The 19,236-nt window shown below is 64.1% G+C and carries 16 protein-coding genes; 9 read left to right on the top strand and 7 right to left on the bottom strand.

The window, feature by feature from the left end:
- Positions 1-82: 82 nt before the first annotated feature.
- Complete coding sequence (gene hemH / locus V3330_RS09310) at positions 83-1,099, top strand: ferrochelatase (RefSeq protein WP_354695140.1); 1,017 nt, start codon at positions 83-85, stop codon at positions 1,097-1,099.
- Positions 1,100-1,144: 45 nt separating this feature from the next.
- On the opposite strand, the gene V3330_RS09305 is transcribed toward hemH, so the two are convergent.
- The 3 genes from V3330_RS09305 to V3330_RS09295 all read right to left on the bottom strand — a co-directional run bounded on the left by V3330_RS09305 (position 1,145) and on the right by V3330_RS09295 (position 3,525).
- The gene (locus V3330_RS09305) at positions 1,145-1,489 is read right to left on the bottom strand and encodes a VOC family protein (RefSeq protein WP_354695139.1); all 345 of its coding nucleotides are present in this window, start codon (positions 1,487-1,489) and stop codon (positions 1,145-1,147) included.
- Between the two features lie 116 nt (positions 1,490-1,605).
- Complete coding sequence (locus V3330_RS09300; protein WP_354695138.1) at positions 1,606-2,862, bottom strand: threonine synthase; 1,257 nt, start codon at positions 2,860-2,862, stop codon at positions 1,606-1,608.
- Positions 2,863-3,015: 153 nt separating this feature from the next.
- Positions 3,016-3,525 (bottom strand): hypothetical protein, encoded by a 510-nt coding sequence (locus tag V3330_RS09295; RefSeq protein WP_354695137.1) that lies wholly within the window; start codon positions 3,523-3,525, stop codon positions 3,016-3,018.
- Positions 3,526-3,610: 85 nt separating this feature from the next.
- Here V3330_RS09295 and V3330_RS09290 point away from each other — a divergent pair, with 85 nt between their 5' ends.
- A complete protein-coding gene (locus V3330_RS09290; protein WP_354695136.1) occupies positions 3,611-4,249 on the top strand; it encodes an isochorismatase family protein in 639 nt (212 codons plus the stop codon).
- Here V3330_RS09290 and V3330_RS09285 read toward each other — a convergent pair.
- The 3 genes from V3330_RS09285 to V3330_RS09275 all read right to left on the bottom strand — a co-directional run bounded on the left by V3330_RS09285 (position 4,225) and on the right by V3330_RS09275 (position 8,073).
- On the bottom strand, positions 4,225-5,541 hold the full coding sequence (locus tag V3330_RS09285; RefSeq protein ID WP_354695135.1) for an NRAMP family divalent metal transporter: 1,317 nt from the start codon (positions 5,539-5,541) through the stop codon (positions 4,225-4,227). The genes V3330_RS09290 and V3330_RS09285 overlap by 25 nt on opposite strands.
- Before the next feature lie 116 nt (positions 5,542-5,657).
- On the bottom strand, positions 5,658-7,133 hold the full coding sequence (locus V3330_RS09280; RefSeq protein WP_354695134.1) for an amidohydrolase family protein: 1,476 nt from the start codon (positions 7,131-7,133) through the stop codon (positions 5,658-5,660).
- Positions 7,134-7,140: 7 nt separating this feature from the next.
- Positions 7,141-8,073, bottom strand: a complete 933-nt coding sequence (locus V3330_RS09275) for an alpha/beta hydrolase (RefSeq protein ID WP_354695133.1) — start codon at positions 8,071-8,073, stop codon at positions 7,141-7,143.
- A 320-nt stretch (positions 8,074-8,393) separates the two neighbouring features.
- On the opposite strand from V3330_RS09275, the gene V3330_RS09270 reads away from it, so the two are divergent.
- Positions 8,394-9,368 (top strand): dihydrodipicolinate synthase family protein, encoded by a 975-nt coding sequence (locus tag V3330_RS09270; protein WP_354695132.1) that lies wholly within the window; start codon positions 8,394-8,396, stop codon positions 9,366-9,368.
- 118 nt (positions 9,369-9,486) lie between these two features.
- A complete protein-coding gene (locus V3330_RS09265; protein WP_354695131.1) occupies positions 9,487-11,310 on the top strand; it encodes a creatininase family protein in 1,824 nt (607 codons plus the stop codon).
- A gap of 48 nt (positions 11,311-11,358) precedes the next feature.
- Here the strand turns inward: V3330_RS09265 and V3330_RS09260 are convergent, their stop codons facing one another.
- The gene (locus V3330_RS09260) at positions 11,359-12,759 is read right to left on the bottom strand and encodes an amidohydrolase family protein (protein ID WP_354695130.1); all 1,401 of its coding nucleotides are present in this window, start codon (positions 12,757-12,759) and stop codon (positions 11,359-11,361) included.
- A gap of 383 nt (positions 12,760-13,142) precedes the next feature.
- On the opposite strand from V3330_RS09260, the gene V3330_RS09255 reads away from it, so the two are divergent.
- The 5 genes from V3330_RS09255 to V3330_RS09235 all read left to right on the top strand — a co-directional run bounded on the left by V3330_RS09255 (position 13,143) and on the right by V3330_RS09235 (position 19,228).
- The gene (locus V3330_RS09255) at positions 13,143-15,404 is read left to right on the top strand and encodes a TonB-dependent receptor (RefSeq protein WP_354695129.1); all 2,262 of its coding nucleotides are present in this window, start codon (positions 13,143-13,145) and stop codon (positions 15,402-15,404) included.
- 125 nt (positions 15,405-15,529) lie between these two features.
- On the top strand, positions 15,530-16,558 hold the full coding sequence (locus V3330_RS09250; RefSeq protein ID WP_354695128.1) for an MBL fold metallo-hydrolase: 1,029 nt from the start codon (positions 15,530-15,532) through the stop codon (positions 16,556-16,558).
- 87 nt (positions 16,559-16,645) lie between these two features.
- Positions 16,646-17,176 (top strand): VOC family protein, encoded by a 531-nt coding sequence (locus tag V3330_RS09245; RefSeq protein ID WP_354695127.1) that lies wholly within the window; start codon positions 16,646-16,648, stop codon positions 17,174-17,176.
- A gap of 111 nt (positions 17,177-17,287) precedes the next feature.
- The gene (locus tag V3330_RS09240; RefSeq protein WP_354695126.1) at positions 17,288-18,208 is read left to right on the top strand and encodes a dihydrodipicolinate synthase family protein; all 921 of its coding nucleotides are present in this window, start codon (positions 17,288-17,290) and stop codon (positions 18,206-18,208) included.
- A 123-nt stretch (positions 18,209-18,331) separates the two neighbouring features.
- On the top strand, positions 18,332-19,228 hold the full coding sequence (locus tag V3330_RS09235) for an MBL fold metallo-hydrolase (RefSeq protein WP_354695125.1): 897 nt from the start codon (positions 18,332-18,334) through the stop codon (positions 19,226-19,228).
- Positions 19,229-19,236: the final 8 nt, after the last annotated feature.

Raw genomic sequence — 19,236 nt, 5'->3', positions numbered from 1 at the left:
ACCTGCGAGCCATGACCCAACAATGACTGCGCAATTGCCCTCATCGAACGGCGGGGACACCCTCACGGAGGGCGGTGCGTCCGTGCCCGCCAGCGAATCACCGGCACGCTCCGACCGTGGCGGCGGCGCCGAGCGACGCCGTGGTGTGCTCCTCGCCAACCTGGGCACGCCCGCAGCTCCGGAGCGCCGTGCGGTAGCGCGGTTTCTGCGCGAGTTTCTGTCCGACCCCCGGGTTGTCGATCTGCCGCGGTGGCTGTGGCTGCCGTTGCTCAATGGGGTCATCATTCCGCTGCGGGCCGGCCGCTCAGCCGCGGCCTATCGGGCAGTATGGCGCGAGGACGGCTCCCCGCTGCTGGTATTCACCCAGCGCCTCGCGGGCCGTCTGGCTGCGGAACTCGGACCTGCCACCCACGTGGCCATCGGCATGCGTTACGGGCAGCCGTCCATTCGCGATGCGTTGGCGGGGCTGCGCGATGACGGCGTCGATGAACTCGTCGTGCTGCCGCTTTATCCACAATTCTCCGGCACCACGACCGCGTCGATCTTCGATGCCGTCGATGCCGGCCTGGGTGAACTCGACTGGCAACCGGTGCAGCGGCGAATCGAGGACTATCACGTTCATCCCGCCTGGGTCGGGGCCGTTGCCGACAGCATCCGCCAGTATCGGCAGCAACACGGCGAGCCGGACCAGTTGCTGTTTTCCCTGCACGGCATTCCGCAGCGCTACGTCGCGCAGGGCGACCCGTACGCCGATCAGTGCCGGGCCGGGGTCGAGGCCATTGCGAAGGCGGCGGGGCTGGAATCGGAAGACTGGATGCTGTGCTTTCAATCGCGGGTTGGCCGTGAACCCTGGCTGCAGCCCTATACTGACGAAACCGTTCGCTCGCTGGCAGAACAGGGTGCCAAGTCCCTGCAGGTCGCCTGTCCCGGTTTTGCCGTCGATTGCCTGGAAACGCTGGAGGAAATCGCGATGCAGAACGCCGAACTGTTCGAGGAGACCGGTGGCGGCAAATTGGCCTACATTCCGGCGCTGAATGACAGCGAAGCGCACGCACAGGCGCTGGCCCAAATCATCCGGGAGGTCGCTCAGCCCAGCTAGGCAACCCGGACCAACCTGTCCGTCAACGGGGCTTCCAGCCGCCGATCAAAGTTGCCAGAGTCCGTGGTGTATTCCGCCGAGGATGTAAATTGCGAATCTGCCGTGACCTGGGATATCCATCGGCGGATGCGCGACTTCGGCGCCGGCCTCGACCGCTGATGCCAATGCGGCCTCGACATCCTCCACCAGCGCATACGGGCGAACCACCGGTTGCTCCCCGGCATGTAGCGGAGCACGCACCCCGACGCTGCCACCCCCGGGCAGCGGGGCGGTCCGGGCTTCGCCCAGACCCGCGTCAGGGCCAGCGAACACCACTCCCAGCGCGGCGCTGTAGGCGGCACACACGCCTTCCACGTCCGGTGTCACAATTTCGAGGTAATGAATTTTCATGATGCTCCTCCTGCCCCGGGGCGGTGGCCCGTGAGCCGGTCGCAGTCAGCCGGACGCGGGTCATGATCGCGCCGGCTCGTATCCCAGCGGTTGCGGGGGCGCGTTTGTTCGTGGCTTCAGAGCAAGTGTCGCAGGTCCGGCAGGTATTTTTCCAGCGAACCGGTGTTGAACGCGACGACCCGGTCCCGTGGACGAATCACCCCGGCATCCAGCAGACGCGGAAGGGCCGCCAGGCAGGCCGCGCCTTCGGGTCCGGTCCAGCCGTGGCGCTCGCGCCATTCACTGCGAAACACGGCCTGGATTTCCGCTTCGGGGATGGCCAGCGCGACTCCGTCGCTGGCGCGGATGATTTCCAGGACGCGGGCGTGACCGATCCCGCCCGGCACATTCAGCCCAAAAGCCAGGGTCTGGCCGGCCGCGGCCGCCCGGGTATCGTTGTCGCCGGATTCGAAGGCCGTGGCCAACGGCGCGGTCGGCGCCGCCTGCACGCAGACCATGCGCGGGCGCCGGGGGCCGATGAGTCCCAGGATTTCCAATTCCGCAAAGGCTTTCCACATGCCCAGGACACCGGTGCCGCCACCCGTCGGGTAGACGATCACATCGGGCAGGCACCATTGACCGCCCGGCTCAGCCGGCTCGGCCAGTTCCAGGCCCAGAGTCTTTTTGCCTTCGATACGCCAGCCCGGTTCCTGGAAGGTCGCGACGGAAAACCAGCCGTTGGGAATCCAGTCGTGTTTGAGGGCCTCGCCGGCTTCGCGAATCGTGCCCTGGACCCGCACCAGGTGAAAATTCTCCGAGCCATGCGCCAGCGCCGCCACCCGGCCCAGAATGGGCAGCGGCGTGTCTTCCGGCATCGCCACAACGGCCTGCAGTCCGGCCGCTTCGGCGTAAGCGCACAGCGAATCCCCGGCATTGCCCTGGGTCGGCACCGCCAGCCGATTCAGGCCATGACGCCGGGCCATCGAGGCGACCATGGACATGCCGCGGTCCTTGAAACTCTGGGTGGGGTTGGCGCCGTGATCCGCCCGGGCCTTGCCTTCGTCCTTGACGTACAGTTCGAATCCACCGAGTTGGGCGAGCGCGTGATTCCGGTAATCGAGTAGCGGAGTCGCGCCTTCGCCCAGCGACACGATGTACGGCTGATCCGCCGCTTCGGTCACATCCAGCGGTAACAGTCCGCCGAAGCGCCATTGGTCACGGCGCGCGGGATCGTACCAGGCGAGACCGGGCCGTTCGGCCACCAGCCGTTCCAGGTCCATGCGGATTTCGACCGGACGGTTGTCGACCGGGCACAGGTTCATCAGCGTGGTCGCCGGATAACGCGCGCCGCAGCCGATGCACTCGAGATGGGATATGCGGGGATTCCAGTCCATGAGCCCCAGTGTACGATGCGGCGCCGCCGGTTGGGGCGCCCGCACCGGATCGGGGGGCGTTTTTTGGCCTGACCGGGATCTTTCCATCCGCACCCACGACATGGTCAACGGCATGTCACAGGTCGCTACGGGTAGTGGCTGCCGGAAACCGGCTTAGCCCGGTTGAGAATGTCTATCCGATGGCTCCGCCGGCTGGGGGGCGTACCGCGGGATCAGCAGCCCGCCATCGATCGTGGCAAGCACGATGCTGGAGGAAACCGAGTCGCGCCAGATGCGTGCCGGGTATCTGCCCGGTTCGGGAGTCCAGCCCTGTGGGATGAACTCATAGCTCCAGGCGGACTGGCCTGGTTCTTCGACCCGGGCGTGATAATGCACTTCGTCCGAACCGGTTGTGGTCGAAATGGTGACTTCGCCGGACGAATGAGTTTGCGTCTCATAGGCGGACAGTGCGGCCACGATGTTGGGTCCCGCCCGGCGCTCCGACAGGCCCACGATCGCGAGGAAGGCCGCCACCATCAATGGAACGGGGTGCCACATCACCACGGCAATGAGCGAACACCCCGCGGCGCAGGCGAGTAGCCAGACATGAAACCGGCCCGCCAGGCCGGATCGCACGGCGGGCCGGAGCGCCGCAATTTGCTGATCGATGGATCGTGGTCGCATCGCACTTGCTCCATCAGGCCACGCTTCGTCTGCCGCATACCCGTCGCGGCAGCCCGATCTTCAGGTTACCATTCGGGATATGAACATGGATCGAATGATTGCCGAATTGCGGCAAAGTTATCCGTGCGGCGAGGCCCGTCCGCTCGGCCTTGGGCGGCGGCCGGCGGTCATCGTCGTCGACTTCATCGAGGGTTTCACCAACCCCGAATCCCCCCTGGGTGGTTCCTGGGACCGGGAGATCGAGCATACTGCCAGCCTGCTGGCTGGAGCACGAGAGGCGGGGGTTCCGGTGGTTTACACCACGGTGGAACTCCGGTCGGCGGATCTCGAACGTAACCTGCTCTACCTGAAAACACCGCGGATTGGTGCACTGCTCGAAGGTTCACGCTGGACCGGGGTCGATCATCGCCTGCCGCCACGGGATGACGACGTGATCGTATCCAAGCAGCACGGGTCGGCGTTTTTCGGCACTGCGCTGGCCTCTCAGCTTCAGGTCATGGGCGTGGATACCGTCTTGTTGGCAGGCTGCGTCACCAGTGGGTGTGTACGAGCGTCTGCGGTGGATGCCGCCCAGGCCGGATTCCGGCCGGGAGTGGTCCGCGAAGCGGTGGGAGACCGTTCGCCGCTGGCCAACGAGACCAACCTGATCGACATCGAACAACGCTACGGCGACGTGTTGTCGCTGGAGCAGGCGCTCGCCTATTTGAGCACCATCGACAGGTAGTTGGGGAACTGGTTCACGGCCAGTGCGACGGCCATGATCAGGCACACTCCCAACAACAGGTTGCGGGGGGCGCCGGCCGTATGTTCGCCCATCACCGCCCGCCGGTTGAGCAGGTAGATCAGGGTGAAGATGACCAGCGGCACCACGAATACATTCGCACCCATCATCAGCACGACTTTCAGCATCGCCGGAAAATCCCAAACCGGGGCCAGAACGCCCACCAGCAAGGTGACCGCCATGACCAGCCGGCCGAACAGCGGGTTGTCACGGGTGAAGCTCCAGGGCTTGCGAAACATGTCGAGCGACAGATAAATCACCAGCTGCACGCAAATCACCAGGGTTGTCATCGCGGCAATGAACAGTCCCATCGTGAACAGCAGGGGGCCGAGAAAGCCGAGCGAATGGGGCAGTGCCAGGGTCAGCACCTGACCGGCTTCCCCCACGGTCTCGATCTCGGCGTGGTTGGTGAGCGCATAGAGCGCGAACCCGCCGGCGACGAGGATGAAGATGGAGTAGGCGCCGAAGATAATGCCCAGATTGACGATGAACCGCCGCAGGTTCCGGCCGAGTTCCGGGTCGCCCCTGGTGGCATCGGAGCTGAGGTAGGGAATGGTCAGCAGCGATCCCGGCGCAATGGTACTGCCTACCATCGCTATAATGGTAGCGGTACTGATGCGTACCGTGTTGTGCCCCGGTGCGGGGAGATCGTCCGGAACGCCCGGGACGAAACCCTGCAGGATGTCGCCCAGCTCGCTGAAGCTGCGCAGAGCGATCAGCAGAAAGCAGACGAACATGGCCACCATCAGGCCGGTCATTACGGTCTGCATGCGCTGGTAACCCCGCGACAGCACCAGCCAGGCCACCAGCGCCGCCAGGACGATCGAAGTGACGATCTCGATGCCCGGGATACCTTCCCGTACTCCGTCCACGGTTTGTGGTTCGAGTCCGAGGAGCGACAGAAACGCCGAAGTCATCACCGATAACTGGCTCATGCCGACCAGCATGTGCACCGGCACATTGACCGCCAGCAGCAGCCAGGCCACACCCGGATGGATGTGCTGCCGCACGATGGACAGCATGCCCTGGCCGCGGTTGACACTGCCGATGCGCGACGAGGAATCCACCGCGGCGACAAACAGCGGCAGGGTCAGCGGAATGACCCACAGCAACTCGTAACGGAACCAGGCGCCGGCCAGGATCAGGGTCGCCACCGAACCTGCGCCCATGCTGCCCGCGGCGATCACTGCCGCAGGACCCGCGAGACTGCCAAGTTTGCTGAAGATTCCGCTCATGAGGGACGGGTACCGCTGGACGTCGAAGCAGGGATTTTACCCGTACTGCGCCGCGCACCTGCAACCGAACGCAAGCGGGTTGGATTTTCGATGACCGCGCGGCTCGCCAGCAATGCCTATTTCACCACCCTGCCGTTCATGACAACCCGTACCAGGCGATGCTCCAGCACGGTGATGTCCTGCAGTGGATCGCCGTCCACGACGATGATGTCAGCGAACTTGCCGGCTGACACCGTGCCGAGTTGCCGATCAACTCCCTGCATCTGCGCCGGGCGCAGGGTCGCGCTCTGGATGGCCTCCATCGGGGTCAGCCCCGCTTCGACGAAATTGCGCAACTGGCGCGGAATGGGCGTATGAAAGTTGAGCGGTGCGCCGACGTCGGTGGCGGCGATCAGTTGTTCCCTTCCGCCGGCCTCGATGAACCGCTCCAACTTGCGCCGGGCCACCTCGACGCGCTCCCCGGCGCCGATCCCCCAGGGTATGGCGCTGTAATTCGCCCAGTTGGCGCGCAGATCCGCGTGGATGTCGGCGGGCAACAGCTCGCGAAAACGCGGGTGATCGAGGATTTCCGGAAACTGCCCGGCATCGACGTAGGCCTGGCGCATGGGCAGCGTCGACAGGTACCACGGGCCGCGCAGGATGTTGGCGGACGGGCCGCTCGCGGTGGGGCGGTGGCCGCGAATGAGAGCACGTAATTCTTCGTCGCTGTTCCCGGCCAGCGCATCCGCCGTGAACAGCACGTGGATACGGTCTGCACCGGCTTCGAGCAGGGCGGTGGTGGCGCGAACGTGCCGCGATTCGGCATCCACGCCCAGGCCGGCGGCATGGGACGCTTCAACGATGGAGCGCAGCAGTTCGACGTCCCAGATGTTGGCGCCCACGAACACGTTGTCCACGGCCATGTCCACCAGTTCCCGCACCGCTCGCCGGGCTTCGGCCCGGGTCGCGACTTTGAAATGGTTCCCCCGTCCACCGTCTGACGCGGCCTGGCCCAGGATGGGGCCGGAAAGATACAACCGTGGCCCCGGCATCTCACCCGCCAGGATTTGTCGTTTCAGTTCCAGCTGTGCTTCGTGTAGCGGGCTGCGCCAGCCCTTCGCCATGGCCGCGCAGCTGGTGCAGAAATCGCGATAGGCCGTGATGCCGGCTTCCACTGAAACGCGAGCCACTGCTTGCATGATGATGGGCAGCCGATCGGCGAAGCGTTGCTGGAAAGCACCCGGATCGGCCTCGCCGACGTGAAACAGGTGGCCATGCGATTCCCACAGTCCCGGCAACATCGTCATGCCGTTGGTGTCGATGGTCCGCACACCGTCCGGTACCTTCAGGGAGTGAAGCGGCCCGGCGGCGGCAATGCGTTCACCGGCGATCAGCACGCCGGCGTTCTCCACGGGTGCGCCACCGAAACCATCGATCAGGCGCCCGCCCGCCAGAACCAGGGTGATGGATTCATCGCCGGACGCACCGTCGGCGGCGTGTGCCGGGAGCACCAGTGCCAGGCACACCAGAACCAGGCACATCGGGAGCACCGTTGCCGGGGATGCCGTCGAGGGTCGGCGGGAGAAAAACGCCTGGCGGCCGGTTCCGGTCATGATGAGGCTACTCCCGGATCAGCCGCAGCACGGCCTGAAACAGTTCGCTTTCGGGGTCGGCCAGTGACAGCGCGGTGTCCTTGTGATCCTGGCCGTCCAGCAACAGGTAGGATGCGTCGCTGCCTGCCGCGGCGAGTTTCGCGGTCAGTTCCTGCGACGAGGCCTGGTAGGCCTCCAGCGATCCCACCGCGACGATCGCTGCGGGGGCGGGATCGCCCACGTGCAGGACCGGACTGGCCTGCCGCGCCAGCTCGGCGGTCGGCGCGTACGCATCGGTCTCGCCGGCCCGTCCACGATTGCGCAAATCGTAGGGGCCGCTGATGGGGATGATGCCCTGCAGCGCGTTGCCGGGGATTCCGGCGGCGGCCATCCATTGCCGGTCGACCCCCACGTCTGCGGTCAGAATGGCGCCGGCGGAATGGCCGCCCAGATACAGCGCGGCCGGGTTGCCACCGTATTCGGCGACATGCTCGTGCAGCCACAGGATGGCGCTGCGGGTGTCTTCGGTCTGCGCCGGATACGAAAATCCGTCGGCAGTCAGGCGATAGCTCGCGACGGCGGTGATGATGCCTTCGGCCAGAAAGGGCGCGGCCACGCCACCGTAGTGGGCCCGGTCACCCTCGCGGAATCCGCCACCGTGCAGGAACAGGAAGACCGGTGCGCCGGAGACGTCGCCCCTGGGCAGATACAGATCCAGCCGTTGCTTCGGGTCGTCGCCGAATGCGAGATCGAGGTGGTGTGGGTACTGCTTTCTCACCACGGCCGTGCGTGCATCCATTTCCCGGTAAAACGAGCCCCAGTCGATGTCGAATTCTTCCGGGTGGGTCACGGTGTAGTAGGTCGACAGGTCCTGGGCGGACAGGTCGCCGGCTCCTGCCGGCAGAAAGAGGATGGCTGCGGCCAGCAGACTGCTACGGATCATGTTGATGAAAGTAGGCATGGTATGGGTGCTGTCCGGGCGGCTGATGGAGCCTGAATTCAGCGGGATCAGGCCTGGGCTGTCAAGCCCGGTCCACGCCGCCGGAACGCCCGGCGACGCTGGCATGCGGCTTACGCGGCCACCCGATGCGGCCAGGGCAACAAGATTTCCGCATGGACGCAACGATGTTGCCACAGCGTGCTTTGTGGCTGTTTCGCGGTCAGGGTTGCCTGCCGTGCAACAAAGTTGAGCGGCCGCGGTAATTGCGCTGCGGTGATTCGGGCAATAGCATTTCCCCATCATCAATAACTGGCGCCGCGACCGGGGCGCGAAACAAACTTATGGATCGAGACTCGATTGACTGGCGCGGATACATCCCCGCCATCACCACGCCCTTCGACGCCAACGGCGCCCTGGACCTCAACGCGGAGCGGCAGCTTTGCCGCTGGCTGCTGAATGAAGGCATTCACGGCATGATCGCTCTGGGAACCCAGGGCGAGTGGTTCAGCCTGAGTCGTGGCGAGCGGCGCGATATGCTGCGAGTCGTCAGCGAAGAGCTGAAAGGCCACATGACGATCATCGCCGGCTGTAACGCGTTCACGGCTGAAGAGGTCTCCGCCAATGCCGCGCTCGCCGCCGAGTTCGGTTTCGACGGGGTGCTGGTCACGCCGCCGCCCTATGTCTGCCCCACCGAAGGTGAGATTTACGAGTTTTACCGCCGGGTGAACGAACTGGTCACGCTGCCAATCTGCGTTTACAACTGGCCGCCAGGCACGCACGTGAACATGTCACGCGCCCTGCTGGAGCGCATCTGCGAACTCGACCGGGTGGTGGCGATCAAGAACTCCACGGCCGGATTCGACATGAACCATTACCTGGACGTGTTCTTCTCCCTGAACGACCGGGTGCGAGTGTTCGGCATGCCCACCAATGATCTTGGCATCAGCCTTACCTTGCAGCACGGCGCCGACGGCACCATGGGCGCGGGTGCGGTACTGGGGCGGGAATACGCGGACTACTTCGAGGCCATCTGGGACGGTGACATCGACCGCGCCCGCGCGCTGGGTCAGCGTCTCGATCTGGTGATGTCGCGGCTGTTCAATCCGGACTACACGGCCAAGTACGGTTCCACGCAGGGCACGTTCAAGGCACTGCTCAATCTGCAGGGGTTGCCGGGAGGACATACCCGGGCGCCGGTCATGGATCTCGACGAACATGGACTCGAGAAGGTGCGCGAGACGCTCGCGATACTCGATCGGTTGCCAGCCGGGTCCGTCCAGCCCGCCAGGGCGGTCGGCGCCGGGGTGTCCGCCTGAACCACCTCCCGGCCCTGGCCGCCGTGGCGGCCGGATCAGTTCCGCGCGCGCCACGGTCCACCATCGGCCGGGGTCCTCTGGCCCGCGCTATCGAAGCAAAGCAGGAGCATCGATCGAAATGAAAGCCACCGTGTTGTCGCTGTGTGTTCTTCTTCTCGCGTTGTCCGCCGAAGCCGGGCTGGCTGAGACGTCCCTCCACATGGAAGAACTGACCTGGGAGGAAATCGAAACCGCCCTGGCCGAGGGCACCGACACGGCGATCATCACCATTGGCGCGACCGAGCAGCATGGCCCGCAGATCGCCATGGCCAGTGACTCGATCACCGGCGACTACCTCGCCCCGGAAATCGCACGCCGGCTGGGACGTACCCTGATTGCGCCCAATATCCGGGTCGGTGTTTCGCCTCATCACATGACCTTTCCGGGCACGATTACGGTGCGCAGCGAAGTCCTCGCGAAAATGATCATGGAGTACGCGCACAGCCTGATATGGCATGGCTATCGCCATATCGCCATCGTGCCCACCCATGGGGGAAATTTCACCACCGTGGCCGAGGTCGGCCGCCGCTTGAACACGCTTTATCCGTACGTGAACGTGATGGCGTTCGCGGATGCCGACCGATACATCGGCGCCCTGGTTTCGACTTCGGAACGTCTGGGCGTTCCGCTCGATGTCGCCGGCTCGCACGCCGGCATGAGCGAGACAGCGATGGCGTTGGCGGTGCGGCCGGACCTGGTGCGCATGAATCGCGCCGAAGAGGGCTTCATGGGCGACGCCTACGGAATTGGCGAGCAGATGAACCGGGAGGGGACGCGCGCTGTCGCCCCGACCGGAGCGCTGGGCGATCCCCGGCCGGCAACCGCCGAGTTCGGTGCCGCGTATCTCGACGCGTTGGCGACGATGCTGACGGAGTTTTTCGAACAGGGCCGCGAGCAATGGCGGCCCGAACCCGCTTCCGATCTGCCTCATGGCGGTCCGTCCGCGCCCAAGGGTGATCTGGCCGAGGGCATCCGGGCCCGCCGCGACGGCGATATCGCGGCCGCGAAGGCGTTTTTCGAGCAGCGCATGCGCCGTCATCCCGATCAGCTCGAGCCCCGGGTTCAGTTGGCACGAACGATGATACTCGCCGGGGAATACGCGGAGTCGTCCGCGCTGCTTTCGCCCCTGCTCGACAGCAAGGACTTTCGCGCCCGTCTCGCGGCGAATGACGAACTGGCGCTGATCGCGCTTTACCAGGGCCGGTTCGCCGATGCGATCCGGCACAAGAACGCGGCGCGGGTTCTTACCGTCGAAAACGGCGGCAGTGATGCGGACGCAGCCCGAAGGTTCATGCAGATCGGCTACATCCAGACCGAGTTCGGTGATCTGGATGCCGCGAGCGACTCGTTCGCGCGTGCCCTGGAACGGGTGCCGGCGGCCAGCGCGCTCGGTCTCGATGTGATTCACCTGGCCGCGCTGGGGGAAATCAAACAAGGGAGCCTGCACACGGTGGGCGATCGGCTGCGAATCATCGGCGATGCGGTGTTCGAAGCGGGCCTGAATAATCAATTGAGGCGTTTCTACCAGCTCGACGCGGAGCTGCGCCTCGCTGACGGGCATGCCGCGGACGCGCTCGCCTCCATCACGCGCGCCATCGGGATTTACGATCACCCGCTGTACCGCGAAACCGAAGTGCGTGCGCTGCTGGCGCTCGAGCGCTTCGAAGAGGCCGAGAACAGCCTGCTGCACATCATCCGGCTCACCGATGCGCGGCTGGACATCCCGACGATGTTCGTGCGTGCACACTATCGCCTGGGCCGGCTCTATGAATCCCAGGGCCGGATGGATGACGCCGGCCGCCTGTACACGGAATTCCTCGACTACTGGGGCGCCTCCGATGCGCCGTTGCCTGAAATCCGGGAAGCCCGTGACGCGCTGAGCCGGATTCGCAGCGGGGGTTGAAGCCCGCTTCGGCCACCCGATAGGGCGGCCGGGTTCCCCGCCCCGGGTTTAGTCGGTGTCCGCGCCGTGGCCGGGGCGGTAAACCTCACCATCCTTGATCACCACGGCGATCCGGTGCTGCAGCACCGACACGTCGCGCAGCGGATCACCGTCGACGATGACCATGTCGGCGAGCTTGCCGGCCGAGACGCTGCCGAGATCCTCTTGCACGCCCTGGAGTTGTGCCGGGCGCAAGGTCGCAGCCTGGATCGTTTCCATCGCGGTCAGGCCGGCCTCGTGCAGGTTGCGCAGTTCGCGGGTCAGCGGACTGTGGAAATTGAACGGTGCGCCCGCGTCCGTGCCGGCGACAATCTGTTCGCGCCCGCCCGCCTCGATGAAGTGCGCCAGCTTTCTCTTGGCCACCTTGATTCGTTCCGGCGCGCCAATGCCCCAGGGCACCGATGAGGGATTTTCCCAGGACTCGCGCAAGTGTTCGTACACGTCCGGCGGGTATTGCCGGGCCAGCGACGGATGGTCGATCAATTCGGGAAAAGCCAGCACGCGGGCGTAGGCCATGCGCATTTCAATCGTGGGCAGAATCCAGGGGCCGCGAAGAATATTGGCCATCGGTCCCGCCGCCGCGGGTTTCAGCCCGCGGATGAGCAGCCTCAGGTCCGCGTCGCTGTAGTCCGACAGCGCATCGGCGGTAAATACGTGATGCAGGCGGTCAACACCGGCCTCGATGGCCGTGCGGTAGGCGGTAATGTGCCGCACGTCGGCGTCAACGCCGATCCCCGCTTCATGCGCTGTTTGGGTCACACCTTCCAGAATTTCCCGGTCCCAGAACCCGTAGACCTTGATCTGGTCCACGCCCAGGCCGAGCACTTTGCGGGTGACCCGGCGCGCCGAATCGGGTGAGTCGATGTAGTACTCGCCCCGGCTTCCGTCCGGATCCAGGGCCTCTTGCCTCAGAATCGGGCCGGCCAGGAACAGGCGGGGCCCAACGGTCTCGCCCGCCTCGATGTCCGCGCGAAGTTGTAACTGCTGTTCAATCGGCCCCCCGGTGTCGCGAAAGCTCGTGATACCGGACATCAGGTTGATTTTCGCCACCGCCGCCATCACTGCCGGCGCGCGTTCGCGAAATTTGGCGGGAAACGATTGTGGATCGCCTTCGGCGGCATGGAACAGGTGGCCGTGTGATTCCCACAGGCCGGGCAGGACAGTCATGCCGTTGCTGTCGACCACGGCGGCGCTGGCGGGGATGTCGACCATGCCGACCTGGCCGACTTCGACGATACGGTTTCCGCTTACCAGGATTACCGCATTCGGCAGCGGCGTTCCGCCGAATCCGTCGATCAGCCGCCCGCCCACGACGGCGAGATCGATTTCGGCTCCTTCCTGTGCGGGCAAAGCCGAAGGCAGGAGGAGGGCCAGGGCCAGAAAGATCGCTGCAATCTTGGTTTTAAACATGAGTATTCTGCCTTCAAGATGGAAGATCGGTCCGTGCGTGTCGTAACCGCGTCGGGGCACGAAACGGCCGGATTTAGCCGAATTTCGGAAACTGCGTTCGAGGGTGCCATAAGCGCCGGTGCGTCGAAAGTGCGCTCTCATTGCATTGCGGACAACGTTGGGTGCCGGCCGGGCTGTTCCATCGTCCCGGCGGTTCCGGCAAGGGTGTTTACGTGGTCTGGGCCCGGAGTGTGTTGCGCAAAAGACAACAAATTTCTGCGATTGAACGCATTGACTCGCCCCCGCAACGGACTAGCCTTAAGAACAGGGCCGGGCGAAATGGCCACGCGGTTGTGTCGCGTGCCTCTTCCCACGGACTTCCGCAACTAACGATGGGCACACACATGCGACATACCACATACACGTACGCGGGGATGGTTCTTGGATTGCTTGCAGCCGGATCGGCGCAGGCGCAATCGAATGCGGGAGCATCGGCGCTCGAAGAAGTCGTCGTCACGGCCAGCAAACGTGGCGGCCAGCTGATTCAGGACATTCCGATCACGGTGCAGGCCATTTCCGGCGACCGGCTGCAGGAAACCGGTGCACTGGACTTCAACGATTACTTCCGGCTCGTTCCCGGCCTCAGCGTCAACGACCAGGGCCCGGGGCACAAAACCTACATCATCCGCGGCATCAGCTCCTCGGGTGCTGGTACCGTCGGCCTGTATTTCGACGAAACCATCATCACCGGTGAGTTTCTGTCGTCGGAGGGTGGCCGGCAACCCGACATCCGGCTGTTCGACATGGATCGCATCGAGGTGCTGAAGGGACCGCAGGGCACGACCTTCGGTTCGAGTTCGCTTTCCGGCACCATTCGCTGGATTCCCAATGCACCGGATCTCAGCGAGTTCAGCGCCGAGATCGGCGGTACCCTGAGCTCGACCAAGAATGCCGACTTCCCGAGTTGGGACGTGGACGCGATGGTGAACATTCCGCTGGTGGCGGATCGCTTCGCACTGCGTCTCGCGGCCACGGTGATCGAGAAGGAAGGCTACATCGACACGCGTTTCGCCGAAGACGTCAATTACGACGATTCGGAAGCCGTTCGCGCGATGTTGGCGTTCCAGGCGACAGACAACCTGTTGATTTCCGCCACGGCCATGACGCAGGAATCCAAGACCGGCGGTCGTGCCGGGCATATGGATCTGCTGATCGATCTGCCGGCGAGTTCGTCGCTGAACGGCGGTGCGGCGCCGAGCGATCACTGGAACAACACGCTCAGTGCGGAGCCCTTCAAGGACAACATCGATTTGTACAACCTCAAGGCCGAGTATTCGGCTGACTGGGGCACGGTGACGGCCACGGGCTCGATTCTCGACCGCGAGACCGACTTTTTCCGCGACGCTTCGGCTGAAATCGAGATCATCACCGGTTTGACGTTTCCCGCGGACGGCACTGGCCAGACCACGATCATCCAGCCGCAGGACCGCAAGCTGACCCAGGGTGAGTTGCGTTTCGCCTCCAACTGGGATGGCCCGGTGCAGGTGCTGGTCGGCGGGTTCACGCAGAAGGAAGAGCGCCATTTCCAGAGCGCGGTGCTTACCACTGATCCGGTCACCGGCAAGGTCACCGACGATTCGATCGCCTACCTCGACCGCCTGGTCGACACCGATATCGACGAGGTCGCGTTCTTCGGTGAACTGACCTGGCAGGCAACCGACCGCCTGGCCATCACGGGTGGCGTGCGCTGGTTCGAGTTCGATCTGGACGAAATCGCCACCGCGGTCACCGGCTTTCCCGGCACTCCCGGCAGTGGCCCGGGCAACCCGCTGTCGTCAACGGAAAGCGATACCATCTTCAAGTTCAATGTCGGCTATGACTTCACTGACGACGTCCTGGGTTACGCCACGTTCTCCCAGGGTTACCGGGCCGGCGGCACCAATGACCAGACGGCCGCCAGCCTCGCCGGTGTGTCGATTCCGGCCGGTTTCGGTTCCGACTCGGTGGACAACTACGAGATTGGCATCAAGAGCACTCTGATGGACAGCCGGCTTGTGTTCAATGCCGCGGCCTTCTTCATGGACTGGACGGACATTCAGGTATTGCGGCGCGCCATCGCGCCGGGTGGTCTGCAGTTCGCCTACCGCGGCAATGGCGGCGCGGCTGAAGTGACCGGTCTGGAGTTCGAGCTCACCGCCTATCCGACCGACCGCCTGCAACTGGGCGCGACCTTCGGCTGGACGGATGCGGAACTCACCCAGGATCTGCCGGTGGCAGACGACGGCATGGACGGTGACGCACTGCCCTACGTGCCGGAGTACAGCTTCAGCCTTTCCGGCCGTTACGAGTTTCCGTTCCTCACCAGCATTGGCGGCATGGGGTTTATCGGCGGCGACCTGACGTTCCAGGATGACCAGCAGAACCGCTTGCGTCCGACGGACTCCACCTACCGGGAGATCGACAGCTACTCGGTCTTCAACCTGAGGGTGGGAGTCGACGGCGAGAAATGGTCGGCGATTGCCGGTGTGAACAACCTCTTCGATGAGGACGAAACCACGGCCTATACGTTCAACGGCAACAGCCAGCCTGCGGTCGGTTACGTGCCGCCCGGCGAGGTTCGTCCCTGGCCGCGGACCTTCTACCTGTCGTTCCGTCGCACCTTCTGACCTGAAAACGCTCACAGGCCCCGGATTTCCGGGGCCTGTGACGATATACCCGATTGGCCGTCGACCAGAACCCTGGGGAAAACATGAGAATTGTTCCGAATGCCCGTACTGACCGGGTTTGTGAAATGACCTGGCGAATCTGTGCCGGCCTGCTGTTCGTCCTGTCGGGAACGGTATTCGCGGAAGTCTCCGACGGCCCTTACGCCACGGGCATGCACGTGGTGATGACCGGTACCGGTTCCGCCATGCCCGACCCGGAGCGGGCCGGTGCCAGCGTGGCCGTGACGATCGACGGGACCATTTTGCAGTTCGATTTCGGGCGCGGCGTGATGGAAGGGCAGATTCAGGCCGGCATCAATCCGCTGGATGTCGACTACGGCTTTCTGACGCATCACCATTTCGATCACGTCGCCAGCTACGACTACTTTCTGTACGCAACCTGGATCGCGGGCCGGCAGAGCGTGATGGGAATCTACGGTCCGTCCGGAACCGAGGCCTTGCACGAAGGTGCCCTGCGCGGCATGCACGCGTCCGATTACCGCTTCGTGCAGTTCATCGTGGACAAGTGGCCACCGGACCAGAAGGTCAAGCCGATGTATGAGCCACCGTTCGACGTGCACGACAGCGGGGCCGGAACCGTTCTCGAAACCGACTCGTTCAAGGTCACGGCGATCTCATCACCACACTACCCCTACGATGCGGAAAGCCTCGCCTACCGCGTGGATTCGCGCCATGGTTCGGTGGTCATCTCCGGTGACACCGGCCCGTCCGAACAGATGGTCGAACTGGCCCGGGGTGCCGATATCCTGATCCACGAGCTGACCAAGCCGGATCCGGGCATGCTGTCCGGCGGCAAGTTCGCCAGCAAGGAATTTCAGAAGCCCGACAAGGACCGGCCGCAGACCGGACATACCGCCCCCTCCGAACTCGGCGACATGGCCACCCGGGCAGGCGTGAAAATGTTGGTGGGGTATCATGTCAATCCGCTGACCGGCTCCAAAGCCATGCTCGACATGATGGCCTTGTACACGGGCGGGAACCCCGGCGAGCAGGTCTGGTCGGAAGTCATTCATGCCGTGAAAACGGCCTACGAAGGACCGTTCGTTCTGGCAGACGACGGGATGGTCTTTACCGTGAACAGCGGAGAGGACTGAATGCGCACGCGTGCCGCGCCGCAACGGCCGGTTCGCTCGGGTGAGCGCGTTATTCCATTCCGCATCGCATGACCTGTGGAGGAAGCGATGAACGCAGCACCTGACCATCCAGCCGACGACCGGTTGAATCCGCCCGCCTGGTTCCGTGGCGTCGATCACGTCGGCTGGACCGTAACCGACCTCGAAGCGGTCGTGAAATTCTACAGCGAGGCGCTCGGTGCCCGCGAGATTTTCCGCCTGGGTCCGATGGCCGCGGAGGACCTTCCCGCAGGCCCCAACGGCCGTGACTGGATGGCCGAGCACGTCGGCGTACCCGGCGCCAAACTGACCCTGGTCGAATTACAACTCACCCCGGATCTCCGGCTCGAGGTCTTTCAATACGACGCGCCGGATGATGCGAGCAAAGAACCCATCCGCAATTGTGACGTCGGTGGTCACCACATCGCGCTGCGGGTCAACGACCTCGATGCCGCGGTACGCGACCTGGAAGCACGCGGCTGTACCCCCATGCCGGGCACCATCGAGATGACCGACGGTCCGCATGCCGGTTGCCGTAATCGATACGTTGTCGATCCTTTCGGAAACCAGTTGGAACTGGCCGAAGACCGCAACGCCTGATCATGCTCCGGGCGGTCGGGTGACACTCGGCCCGCCGCGAAATCCAGCCGGTGTGTCAGCAGTCAGAGACTGATGAGGCCACGGCTCAGACCATCCGAAGTGGGGGCTCCCATGGATCGAAACTCCGTTACCTGGCGTGGATACATTCCGGCCATCACCACGCCGTTCGATGCCGAACTCCGGTTTGACGAGAAAATGCTCGAAGACCTGCTGCTGTGGCTGCAGGGCGAGGGCATGCACGGAATTGTATTGGCCGGGACGACCGGCGAGTGGTTCAGTCTCACTGCGGACGAGCGCACGGCGTTGTTCCGCAAGGCGGGATCTGTGCTCGGCGGCAAGCTGCCGCTGCTGGCAGGGTGCAATGCGTTCACCCCGAACGAAAGCATCGGCTATGCGCGCGCGGCGAAGGAACACGGGTTCGACGGCATTCTGCTGACTCCGCCACCGTACGTGGTTCCGACCGATGACGAAATCGTCGCGTTCTACCGCACGGTCAACGACGCCATCGACCTGCCCATTTGCGTCTACAACTGGCCGCCCGGTACCGGCGTCGATCTCTCGCTGGACGTGCTCAAGCGCATCGTGGCGCTGGACAAAGTCGTGGCGGTCAAGAACTCGACCGGCGACATGGGGCGTTTCATCGAGTGTTTCTTCGGGCTCAAGGATCAGGTGCGGTATTACGGCGTGCCGACCAATGAGTTTGGCGCCTCGCTGTACACACATCACGCGGCCGACGGCATGATCGGCTCAGGTGCCGTTCTCGGTCGTGATCACCCGGCGTTTTTCGATTGCCTCGACCGGGGTCAACTCGATGAGGCCCTGGCCTGCGGCGAAAAGGATCGCATTCTGATGACCGACTGGTTCACGGCCGGCTACCGTCCCCGCTTCGGTACGGTCCAGGCGCTGATGAAAGAAGCGCTGAACGCCCAGGGTTTGCCGGGCGGTTATCCGCGACCGCCGGTCCTGCCCATCGCAGACGAGGGGAAAAAGGCGATCCGCGACACCTTGAGCCGGCTCGGGCGGTCGGTTTGAACCCCGGCACCTGTGCGTATGAAATTCGCGAACGGACGATGGTTGCCGTCGGATCCGTTCCGCCGTGGTCGCGCGCGACCTCCAATTCAGTCCACAACCCCAATAGCATGAGGAGATGAAGTAATGGCAAAAGGCATGAAAGCGGTCATCGTGGGATCCGGTTCTGCGGTTCCCGACCCCGACCGCGGCAATCCGAGCCAGGCGGTAGTGATCGACGACGAGATCCTGCTGTTCGATTGCGGTGAGCGAACCACGATCAATCTGATCAAGTCCGGCATCAACCCCAACGACGTGGGGCATCTGTTTCTTACCCATCTCCACTGGGATCACATGGCCGAATTCGGCTACCTGGTGATGTCCACCTGGAACTGCGGACGTCGCCAGACACTTCAGGTTTACGGCCCCGACGGCACCGAGGCGATGGTGGCCAATTCCATCTACGGCACGCACAAGGCCGACTTCGATTTCGTTCGCGGTTATATCAGGAGACTGCCTTCGCACATCACCAACAAGCCGTCCAACGACCCCAACGTCAAGGCACTGGACATCGAGGTCGGCTTCGAGCTGGAAACCGATACCTTCAAGGTGACCGCCGGTGAGGTGGTGCACCACCAGTGCGTGGGCATGCCGTCCGTGGCTTACCGGGTGGAGTCCGAATACGGGGTGGTGGCCATCAGTGGCGACACCTCCCCCTGCCAGGGCATGATCGATCTGGCGAAGGGCGCGGATGTGCTGATTCATGACACGGCTTTTCTCGACGAAATCATCGAGGAGCGGCAGATGTGGAGCCACTCCGGCCCGTCGGGTGCGGCTCGCGTCGCAAAGGAAGCCGGCGTGAAGAAGCTGGTGCTGACCCATCTCGGCCCCTACACCAGTCACCCGAAAGCCATCGAGATGGGCGAAATGTACTACGGCCCCGCCCGCGGCCCGGAAATCTGGGACGAGATCGTGGCCAAGGCCGAAGCGGTTTACGACGGCCCGGTCGTGCTGGCGCACGACGCCCTGGTCATCGACGTGTGACCGGCACC

This window comes from Elongatibacter sediminis (assembly GCF_037892215.1).
GTDB classification, from domain to species: domain Bacteria; phylum Pseudomonadota; class Gammaproteobacteria; order Xanthomonadales; family SZUA-36; genus Elongatibacter; species Elongatibacter sediminis.
This window is presented reverse-complemented; position numbering and strand designations above follow the sequence as displayed.